Here is a 1238-nt window from a genome sequence, read left to right on the forward strand (position 1 = left end):
GACGACGCCAGCGTCGCCGCGGTCGTGCCGTCATAGGTGCGCGACACCGCGCCGGTCAGGCTCGCGGTCAGCTGCTTGCGCGTGATCTCGCCGATCGCGCCTACGGCCGAGGTCGGCAGCGCATAGTTGGACAGCAAGGTGTTCGACCCCGCCGAGAGGTCGTTGCTGGCGAAGCTGGCGGTGATCGTGTTCCCGCTGCCGGCGTTCGCGCTGGCGAAGGTGCCGCTGGTCTGCGTCGCGGTGATGCTCTCACCGTCGACCAGTCCGCTGATCTGATAGTTGGACGAGGCCAGCGTCGCCCCCGTCGTGCCGTCATAGGTGCGCGACACCGCGCCGGTCAGGCTGGCGGTCAGCTGCTTGCGCGTGATCTCGCCGATGGCGCCGACCGCCGAGGTCGGCAGCAGGTAGTTGGCGAGCAGGGTGTTCGCGCCAGCCGAGAGGTCGCTGCTGGCGAGGCTGGCGGTGATGCTAATCCCGCTGCCGGCGTTTGCGCTGGCAAAGGTCCCGCTGGTCTGCGTCGCGGTGATGGTCTCGCCGTCGACCAGTCCGCCGATCTGGTAGTTGGACGACGCCAGCGTCGCCGCGGTCGTGCCGTCATAGGTGCGCGACACCGCGCCGGTCAGGCTGGCGGTCAGCTGCTTGCGCGTGATCTCGCCGATGGCGCCGGCCGCCGAGGTCGGTAGCGCGTAGTTCGACAGCAAGGTGTTCGAGCCAGCCGAGAGGTCGCTGCTGGCGAGGCTGGCGGTGATGCTAATCCCGCTGCCGGCGTTTGCGCTGGCAAAGGTCCCGCTGGTCTGCGTCGCGGTGATGGTCTCGCCGTCGACCAGTCCGCCGATCTGGTAGTTGGACGACGCCAGCGTCGCCGCGGTCGTGCCGTCATAGGTGCGCGACACCGCGCCGGTCAGGCTGGCGGTCAGCTGCTTGCGCGTGATCTCGCCGATGGCGCCGGCCGCCGAGGTCGGTAGCGCGTAGTTCGACAGCAAGGTGTTCGACCCCGCCGATAGATCGCTGCTCGCGAGACTGGCGGTAATGGTGATCCCATTGCCGGCGTTGGCGCTGGCGAAGGTGCCGCTGGTCTGCGTCGCAGTGATGCTCTCACCATCGATCAGTCCGCCGATCTGATAGTTGGACGCGGCGAGGGTTGCCGCGGTCGTGCCGTCATAGGTGCGCGACACCGCGCCGGTCAGGCTGGCGGTCAGCTGCTTGCGCGTGATCTCGCCGATGGCGCCGGCCGCCGA

The 1238-nt window shown here is 69.0% G+C and carries 1 protein-coding gene; it reads right to left on the minus strand.

All coding sequences use genetic code 11. From position 1 onward, the window contains the following. On the minus strand, positions 1–1238 hold a 1238-nt coding region (locus BLS13_RS20840; protein WP_218123336.1), incomplete at both ends, for a YDG domain-containing protein.

This window comes from Sphingomonas sp. YR710 (assembly GCF_900101455.1).
In the GTDB taxonomy this organism is placed as follows: domain Bacteria; phylum Pseudomonadota; class Alphaproteobacteria; order Sphingomonadales; family Sphingomonadaceae; genus Rhizorhabdus.